The organism is Micropruina sp. (genome assembly GCF_047607385.1).
Classification (GTDB): domain Bacteria; phylum Actinomycetota; class Actinomycetes; order Propionibacteriales; family Propionibacteriaceae; genus Micropruina.
The window spans coordinates 1-8,081 of sequence record NZ_JASGDE010000071.1; the positions used below are offsets into that span (position 1 = coordinate 1).

Consider the following 8,081-nt stretch of genomic DNA (forward strand, 5'->3'; position numbering starts at 1 on the left):
ACGGCTGCGCCGCCGGTTGCCGCCGGCACGGGCGGCGGCGGTGGGTGCCCAGGCCGGGCTGCGCCGCCGGGCCCGCACCAAATTCGGAGACCGGGCCGCGGAGCTGTTCTTCACCGCCGACGGGCTGGAGCAGGCCAGCCGTCCCCGGGTGGCGTCCTGGCGGGCGGAGCGGCTGCGCTCGTCCGGCGTGCGCCGGGTGCTCGACCTGGGCTGCGGCATCGGGGCCGACGCGCTGGCCTTCCTGGACGCCGGACTGGAGGTGACCGCGGTGGAGGCCGACGAGCTGACCGCCGTGCTGGCCGGTGCCAACCTGGGCCGGCCGGTGCTGGTCGGCGACGCGGTGGCCCTGCTCGACGAACTCGCCGACCCCGGCACCGCGGTGTTCTGCGACCCGGCCCGGCGGACCTCGTCCGGACGCAGCTGGCGGGTGGAGGATCTCAGCCCGCCCTGGTCGTTCGTCGAATCGCTGTTGGCCGACCGGGTCGCCTGCGTGAAGCTCGGCCCGGGGCTGCCGCACGCGCTGATCCCGGACGGCGTGCTGGCCAGCTGGGTCAGCGACGCCGGCGACCTGGTGGAGCTGTCGTTGTGGTCGGGGACGGGTACGCCGGGCCGGAGCGCGGTGCTGCTGCCGGCGGGGGAGCAGCTGGACGACTCGGGGCCGTCCGCTGCGCCGGCGGCGTTCACCCGTCCGGAGCCGGGAGCCGTGCTGTACGAACCGGATCCGGCGGTGATCCGGGCCGGCCTGGTGGACGTGCTGGCCACCCAGCTGGACGCGGCGCGGCTGCGTCCGCAGCTGGCCTACCTGCTCGCCGCCGAGCGTCGTCCGACGCCGTTCGCCACCGCCTTCGAGGTGCTCGAGGTGATGGACGCCGGCGAGAAGGCGCTGCGGGCCTGGGTGCGCCGGGAGGGCATCGGCACCCTGGAGATCAAGAAGCGCGGGGTGGACGTCGACCCGGCGGTGCTGCGCCGCCGGCTCAAGCCGTCCGGACCCCGCTCCGCCACCCTGGTGCTCACCCCGACCCTGGACGGCGTCCGGGCCCTGGTCGTCCGCCGCCTCCCACCGCTCGCCTAACTATTTAGCGCTCGCCGAATTCGGCGAGCCCCAAATAGTTAGGCGAGCGGTTGCCGGGGGAGCCGGGCTCAGCCAGCCGCGTTCGTCGATCCAGGCCCGGAAGGTGTTGCACGGGATCCGCGGGGTGGTGACCTGCAGTTCGACGGCGTCCGGTCCGGTGCCGATCCGCCAGCGTTCGCCGACCAGGGCGCCGGTGACGTCCACCCCGAGCGTGGTCAGGTTCTCGCCGAAGCTGCCGTCCGCGAACTCCCGTCCGACCAGGCCGCCGAGCTGGTCGAGGTCTTCCCGGGCGCAGGCGTAGACGGCCTGGAGGTCGCCGCCGTGATGCTTGCCGTCGCCGATGAAGTCGCCGGCCAGCCCGATGCGGGACTCGGGCCCGAGGGTGCGGGTCAGGTCGCGCGGACCAGGGGCCGCGACCACGGCAGAGGGCACCGGCCGCTTGTCGATCCCGGTCCTGTTGACCGGCTTGCCGCGATCCACCGCGGACCGGCCCAGGTTGACCGACAGCACCGAGCTCATGCCGCGGCCCGGGACAGGAACGGCGCGTCCTCATCGGTGCGCGGCCGGACGCCGATCGCCCAGCCGTGCGGCGGCACCGTCTCGCCGCAGCTCTCGCTGGCCAGCAGCAGCTCACCCTCCGGCATCGGCCCGACGCCCTCGGAGATGTTCAGCGCCAGCTCGATGACCTCCTCCGGGCCGGCCACCAGCACCACCACCGACTCGTTGGTGAGGTCGCGGGTGGTCACCACGCCGTCCACGATCCAGGGGTGCCGCCGGCGCAGGCCGATCAGCGTCCGGTACAGCTCGAAGGTGTCGGCGCCGAACGGCAGCAGGCCGTCCGGGGTGGCCGGGAAGGGCGGCCGGACGGCGTCGTCCCCGCCGGCCCGGTCGAGCTTGACGCCCTCGAAACGCTGCTCGTCGCCGGCGTAGATGGACGGCACGCCGGGCAGCATGGTGAGCAGCACGGCCGCGTGCGGAACGTGTCGCCGGTCGTCCAGCTTGGACGAGATCCGGGTGACGTCGTGGTTGGAGATGAAGATCTGCGGACGGAACAGGGTGCAGAACCGGCGATGCCGCTGCAGCGCCCAGTCCAGGTTCCACAGGTTCGTGTCGTTCATCGACTGCCAGATCGCGTGCCACAGTTCGTACTGGGTGACCGAATCGAGCCCGGATTCGGCCACGAAGGCGTCCTTGTCGCCGTGGATCACCTCACCCAGCAGCCAGCACTCCGGGTAGGCGGCCTTCACCCGTTCGACGATCGGACGCCAGGCCGCCGCGCCCGGCGCGTAGGCGGCGTCCAACCGCCAGCCGTCGATGCCCCGTCCCAGCCAATGGCACATCACGTCCACGACGAAGTCCTGCACGCCCGGGTTGCCGAAGTCGAGCTCGACCAGGGGCTCGTGGCCCTCGAACACCCGCGGGTAGCCGTCCACCCAGCGCAGCCAGTCGCCGTCCGGGGTGCCCGGACCGGCGGCCAGCGCCCGCTGCACGATCGGGTGCTCCCGGGCCAGATGGTTGAACACGCCGTCCAGCAGCACCCGGATGCCGCGCTCCTTGGCCTTCCACATCAGTTCGCCGAAGTCGCCGTCGTCGCCCAGCCGCGGGTCGATGGCGTAGTGGTCGAGGGTGTCGTAGCCGTGGCTGGCGGAGGCGAAGATCGGGTTCAGCAGCATCCCGTTGCAGCCCAGGTCGATCAGGTAGTCGAGCCAGTTGGTCAGCTGCCCCAGCCGGTGCCTGACCTCGTGCACGGCGGTGTCCTCAGCGTTGACGAACCCGAGCGGGTAGCAGTGCCACCAGATGACGTGCGCGGTCCAGTCCATCGGTCCCCCTAGGTCGGGACGGATTCTAGTGCGCCGGCCAACCGGGCCGGTCGCGGCGCGAATGCCGCCAGGCCGGACGTCGATCGCTGTCAGCATGGAGCCATGCAACCTCCAGTGACCGCCCGCCAGGCCGACGCGATCAGCGGATCGTCCGGCTCGGTTGTGGCCGGCACGATCAGCGGACCGGCGGAGGTGGCACCGGCGGCACTGCCGTCCCGACCGATCCGCGATGAGCCTTCCGCGACGATCCTGCTCTACGACGCCGACTGCGGCTTCTGCACCGCCAGCGCGACCTGGCTGGGACGCCGCCGGCTGGGTGCGGGGATCGAGCCGCTGCAGCGCGCCGACCTGGTCGGGCTCGGTGTCGACCCGGCCCGGGCCGAGCGGGAGATCCCGTTCGTCGAACGCACCGCCGCCGGCACCCGGGTCAGCTACGGCCACCGCGCCATCGGACGCGCCCTGGCCACCGGTCCGATGCCGTGGCGGCTGGCCGGATGGCTGCTGTCGCATCCGCCGGTGTCCTGGCTGGCCGGGCCGGTCTACGCCCTGGTCGCCCGCAACCGGCATCGGCTACCGGGCTCCACCGCCGCCTGCCGGATCGAGGCTTAGCAGAGCGGCCGGCGATAGCCTGCGGCCATGTCGATGCCCGGCCGCGAGGCGGTCCTGCTGCTCTGCGCGGGGGAGACCCTGCTCGGCGCGCTGCCGCCGCTGCCCACCGAGTTGCCCTGGTGGCCGGAGGCCTGGGACGTCTGCGCTGCCGCCAAGGCCCGCTACGGCCTGGACGTGGTGGTGCTCCGGCTGCTGACCACGTCGGTGGAGCGGATGCCGGGCGGCACCGTCACCTACCTGGCTGAAGTCGATCCCGCTGCCTGCGCCGGCCTGCCGCTGACGCCCTGGGACGGTGCCGACCCGCTGGCGCCGCACCCGCTGCGGCAGGCCTGGGCCCGTCCCGGGGGTCCCCAGGAACAGCTGCGCTGGGCGCGGGAGCGGCTGGCCGCGTCCGGAATCGCGGTGACCGGGCCGGCGACGCAGGTGAAGACCTGGAACCTGTCGGCGGTGTGGCGGATGCCGACCGACGCCGGCGAACTGTGGTTCAAGGTGGTGCCCGACTTCTTCGCCCACGAGGGCGCGATCATGAGCGCCCTCGGTCCGCCGGCGGTGCCCGCCGTGTACGCGGCCGAGCCGGGCCGGACGATCATGGCCAACGTGTCCGGGTCGAACTTCGACGCCGCCGGGGCGGCGCTGCCGCCGATGATCGAGAAGCTGGTCGAGCTGCAGGCCGACTGGATCGGACGGGCCGACGAGCTGCTCACGCTCGGCCTGCCGGACCGGCGGTTGACGGCGGAGCTGCCCCGCATCGAGGTTGTTGTCTCCGGCCACCTCGGCGAGGTTCCGCCCGATCGCCGGGACGCGTTGCTCGGCCTGGTCGACGACCTGCCACGACGGTTCGCCGCGATCGAGGCCTGCGGCGTCCCGGACACCCTCACCCACGGCGACTTCCACCCCGGCAACGTGCTGGGCCGTCCGGGCGGCCACGCGATCATGGACTGGGGCGACTCCTGCCTCTCCCACCCGCTCACCGACGAGCTCGCGTTCGCCCGTCCGCTGTCGGAGCCCGACCGTGCCCTCGCCGGGCAGGTGTTCGGCACGGCCTGGCGGCGGGTGGTGCCCGGCTGCGACCCGGAGCGGGCGGCCACCCTGCTCCGTCCGGTGCTGCCGTTGCTGGCCGCCGTCACCTATGCCACGTTCTGTGCCCGGATCGAGCCGGACGAACGGATCTACCATGCCGCCGACGTCGGGGACTACCTGCGGCTGGCCGCGACCGAGGCTCCTGAGCTGCGTCGATCTCGCCATCGGTGACGAGTTTCATCTTCGGTGACGGATTTCGGGTAATAACACGAAAGCGGTCACGGAGCCCGAAACCGGTCACCGATGGCGAGATCGATTGGCGGCCGGGGCACTACATTGACGCCCATGACCGCCGAGCCCGACGACGCCGTCCCCGCCGACCATGACGAGGTCCTGGAACTGACCTTCGACGCCCAGCGCTACCCGGCCCGTCCGGCCAAACTGCGGCCCGCGGCCCGGCGGCGCAAGGACATGCTGAAGGCGATGGGCCCGCCCCCGTTCGAGCCGGACGGCCGCAACAAGGCCTACCTGGAATGGCTGGTCAACCAGTCGATGCTGGGCGACTCGATCACGCTGGCCCGGCAGCTGGCCGGCCTGCACACCATGTGGAGCAACTCCTACGCCGCGCCCGACCCGCGCGCCGCCGTCGATCGGACGGCGGTCTGGTTCACCGCCTACCCGCTGTCCCTGGTCACCGCGCCCGGGCAGTCCTTCCTGGGCTCGCTCGGCGACGAGGAGCTGTGGCGCACCTTCCAGCAGATCGGCATCGAGGGCGTCCACACCGGCCCGGTGAAGCTGGCCGGCGGCATCTCCGGCTGGAAGCTGACCCCCAGCGTGGACGGTCACTTCGACCGGATCAGCATGGCCATCGACCCGCTGTTCGGCACCGAGGAGGAGTTCCGGACGATGTGCGAGGTGGCCGCCCGGCACGGCGGCACCATCATCGACGACATCGTCCCCGGGCACACCGGCAAGGGCGCCGACTTCCGGCTGGCCGAGCTGAACTACCGCGACTACCCGGGCATCTACCACATGGTCGACATCCCCGAGGAGGCCTGGCACCTGCTGCCCGACGTCCCCAAGGGCAAGGACTCGGTGAACCTGGACCCGTCCCACGAGCGGGCGCTGGCCGAGGCCGGCTACATCATCGGCGAGCTGCAGCGGGTGATCTTCTACGAGCCCGGCGTCAAGGAGACCAACTGGTCGGTGACCCCGCCGATCCACGACCACAATGGCGTGCTGCGGCGCTGGGTCTACCTGCACTACTTCAAGGACGGCCAGCCGTCGATCAACTGGCTGGACCCCACCTTCGCCGGCATGCGGCTGGTGATGGGCGACGCGCTGCACTCGCTGCTCGACCTGGGCTCCGGCGGGTTGCGGCTGGACGCCAACGGCTTCCTCGGCGTCGAGAAGAACATCGGCGGTCCGGCCTGGTCGGAGGGGCATCCGCTGTCCCAGGCGGCCAACCAGCTGATCGGCTCGATGGTCCGCAAGGTCGGCGGCTTCACCTTCCAGGAGCTCAACCTGAGCGTGGACGACATCGCCGAGACGTCCAAGGTCGGGCCCGACCTGTCCTACGACTTCGTCACCCGTCCGGCCTATCATCTGGCACTGGCTACCGGTGACACCGAGTTCCTGCGGCTCACCCTGCGCGAGGCGATCGCCGCCGGGATCGACCAGGCGTCCCTGGTGCACGCGCTGCAGAACCACGACGAGCTCACCTACGAACTGGTCCACTTCGCCGCCCGGCACGCCACCGACCTCTACACCCTGGGTGGGGTGGAGTACACCGGCGTCGACCTGGCCGAGCACATCCGTGAAACGCTGCGGCAGAAGATCACCGGGGAGGCCGGGCCCTACAACGCGGTGTTCACCCAGAACGGCATCGCCTCCACCACCGCCTCGGTGATCACCGCCAGCCTCGGCATCACCGACCTGGACGCGATTACCCCTGCCCAGGTGGAGCAGATCAAGGACGCCCACCTGCTGCTGTGCATGTACAACGCCTGGCAGCCCGGCGTGTTCGCGCTGTCCGGCTGGGACCTGGTGGGCGCGCTGCCGCTGCCCCGCGACCAGGTCTCCGGGCTGATCGCCACCGGGGACACCCGCTGGATCGAGCGCGGCGCCTACGACCTGACCGGTGCGGCGCCCGGGGTGGAGGGTTCGGCGTCCGGGATGCCGCTGGCCAAGGCGCTGTACGGACCGCTGCCCGCGCAGCTGGAGGACCCCAAGTCGTTCGCCGCCCGGCTGGCGCCGATCCTCGCGGTGCGTAAGCAGCACGGGCTGTCCACCGGAAGCCTGCTGGACGTGCCGGAGGTGCCGACCAAGGAGATGCTGGTGCTGGTCAACCGGCTCTACATCGGCGCGGTGCAGGTGACCGTGCTCAACTTCGGCACCGAGTGGATCAGCGGGCGGGTGCAGTCCGAGCAGATCCCGGCCGGACGGGTGTTCGACCTGACCACCCGGCGGAAGCTGGCCGACGTGGACGACCTGGGCGGCTTCACGGTGACCCTGCCCCCGTTCGGCGGCGTCGCCACCCTGGTCAAGGAGGACTGACCCCAGCGCTCGCCTAACTATTTCCCGCTCGCCGAACTCGGCGAGCGGGAAATAGTTAGGCGAGCGTGAGGGAAGTGCTGATCGGACGGGCCCGGACCGTGTCCGCGGCGGTAGGCTCCCGGGATGGCGTCCAGCCTCGTGGGGTGCCGATGATCGAGGTGCCGTTCCCCGGCAGCGATCTGGTGCACGGGTTCTGGGTCGGCCTCGGAGTAGTGGCCGGCCTGGTCTGGTACGCCCTGGAGAAGCGTCGGCTGCGGCTGCACGACGACCGGTTGTGGGTGCTGGCCGGCATGGCCGTCGCGTTCGGCGCGATCGGCGCCCGACTGCTGACCTGGCCGGCGACGCTCGATCCGAGCCGAACGGCGTCCCTGCTGGACTGGTGGACGCTGGGCAACCGCAGCATCCTGGCCGGTCTGGTCGGTGCCTGGATCGGGGTGTGGTTCGGCAAGCGGCTGACCGGCTACCGCGAGGACACCGGCGAGCTGTTCGCGCCCGCCGTCGCCCTGGCGATGATGATCGGACGGGTCGGCTGCCTGCTGACCGAGAACCCGGGCACGCCCACCGGTGCCGGCTGGGGTATGACCCTCACTGCCGAGCAGGCCGCGCGGCTGGGCGGTGCTCCCGGGGTGGGGCTGCACCCGTCGTTCCTCTACGAGATCGTCTTCCACGCCGTCGCGCTGGTGCTGTTGCTGCGCTGGCGGGGACGCCTGGCGCCGGGTGGACTGTTCCGGCTGTACGTCGCCGGCTACGCCCTTTTCCGGTTCCTGGTCGAGTTCGTCCGAGGCAATGAAGAGGTGTGGTTCGGGCTGACCAGGCCGCAGTGGTTCCTGCTGGCGATGCTGCCGTTGCTGATCCGTTCCGTGCTGCGGGTGCTTCGGACGCCCCGGACGCCGTCCCTCCCGAACCCAGCGCTCGCCTAACTATTTGCCGCTCGCCGAGTTCGGCGAGCGCCAAATAGTTAGGCGAGCGCTGGGTTCGGGAGGGACGGCGTCCGGGGCGTCCGA

7 protein-coding genes are annotated in these 8,081 nt (G+C 71.7%); 5 read left to right on the forward strand and 2 right to left on the reverse strand.

All coding sequences use genetic code 11. From position 1 onward, the window contains the following. Positions 1 to 1,072 (forward strand): THUMP-like domain-containing protein (locus QM582_RS06405; RefSeq protein ID WP_415082783.1); only part of this gene is annotated, 1,072 nt, incomplete at its 5' end. Here QM582_RS06405 and QM582_RS06410 read toward each other — a convergent pair. Further along, positions 1,073 to 1,591, reverse strand: a complete 519-nt coding sequence (locus tag QM582_RS06410; protein ID WP_415082785.1) for an MOSC domain-containing protein — start codon at positions 1,589 to 1,591, stop codon at positions 1,073 to 1,075. Next, entirely contained in the window at positions 1,588 to 2,892 is a 1,305-nt protein-coding gene (locus QM582_RS06415; RefSeq protein WP_415082787.1) for an alpha-amylase family glycosyl hydrolase, read from the reverse strand. Before QM582_RS06415 ends, QM582_RS06410 begins: the two co-directional genes overlap by 4 nt. A gap of 102 nt (positions 2,893 to 2,994) precedes the next feature. Between QM582_RS06415 and QM582_RS06420 the strand changes: the two genes are divergently transcribed. The 4 genes from QM582_RS06420 to QM582_RS06435 all read left to right on the forward strand — a co-directional run bounded on the left by QM582_RS06420 (position 2,995) and on the right by QM582_RS06435 (position 7,997). Continuing rightward, positions 2,995 to 3,501 (forward strand): thiol-disulfide oxidoreductase DCC family protein, encoded by a 507-nt coding sequence (locus tag QM582_RS06420; protein ID WP_415082789.1) that lies wholly within the window; start codon positions 2,995 to 2,997, stop codon positions 3,499 to 3,501. A gap of 27 nt (positions 3,502 to 3,528) precedes the next feature. Next, positions 3,529 to 4,752 (forward strand): aminoglycoside phosphotransferase family protein, encoded by a 1,224-nt coding sequence (locus QM582_RS06425; RefSeq protein ID WP_415082791.1) that lies wholly within the window; start codon positions 3,529 to 3,531, stop codon positions 4,750 to 4,752. Between the two features lie 114 nt (positions 4,753 to 4,866). Further along, complete coding sequence (treS, locus tag QM582_RS06430) at positions 4,867 to 7,077, forward strand: maltose alpha-D-glucosyltransferase (protein ID WP_415082793.1); 2,211 nt, start codon at positions 4,867 to 4,869, stop codon at positions 7,075 to 7,077. 149 nt (positions 7,078 to 7,226) lie between these two features. Continuing rightward, positions 7,227 to 7,997, forward strand: coding sequence for a prolipoprotein diacylglyceryl transferase (locus QM582_RS06435; protein WP_415082795.1), 771 nt, complete (start codon positions 7,227 to 7,229; stop codon positions 7,995 to 7,997). Positions 7,998 to 8,081 lie beyond the last annotated feature (84 nt).